Below are 340 nucleotides of genomic sequence, written 5' to 3' on the forward strand. Positions count from 1 at the left end.
CCGGATTCCATATTCAGCAATAAATCCTCCAATTCCCGGTCCAATAATAAAACCCGTGCTCACAGCAGCTGAAATGTATCCCAACGCTTTGGGACGTTCTTCTAATGAAGTAATATCCGCAACACAGGCTGTTACGCCAGGCATAATAAAAGCTGCACTAATCCCACCTAAAATTCTTGACAAATACAAGACAGATACGTGGGTTCCAATACCGAATAGAAGTTCAGAAATACCAAAAACAAATAGACCAAGGACAATCATTTTTTTCCTGCCGAACTGATCGACCCATCTTCCTGCTAAAGGAGACATCAATAATTGTGCAAAGGCAAATGCTGCCACC

General features: G+C 42.1%; 1 protein-coding gene. It reads right to left on the bottom strand.

Going from position 1 to position 340, the window contains the following annotated elements:
• Nucleotides 1–340 (bottom strand): MFS transporter (locus LKX83_RS32145; RefSeq protein WP_227887328.1); only part of this gene is annotated, 340 nt, incomplete at both ends.

The sequence above is a fragment of the Cohnella baijiui genome (assembly GCF_020731285.1).
Classification (GTDB): domain Bacteria; phylum Bacillota; class Bacilli; order Paenibacillales; family Paenibacillaceae; genus Cohnella.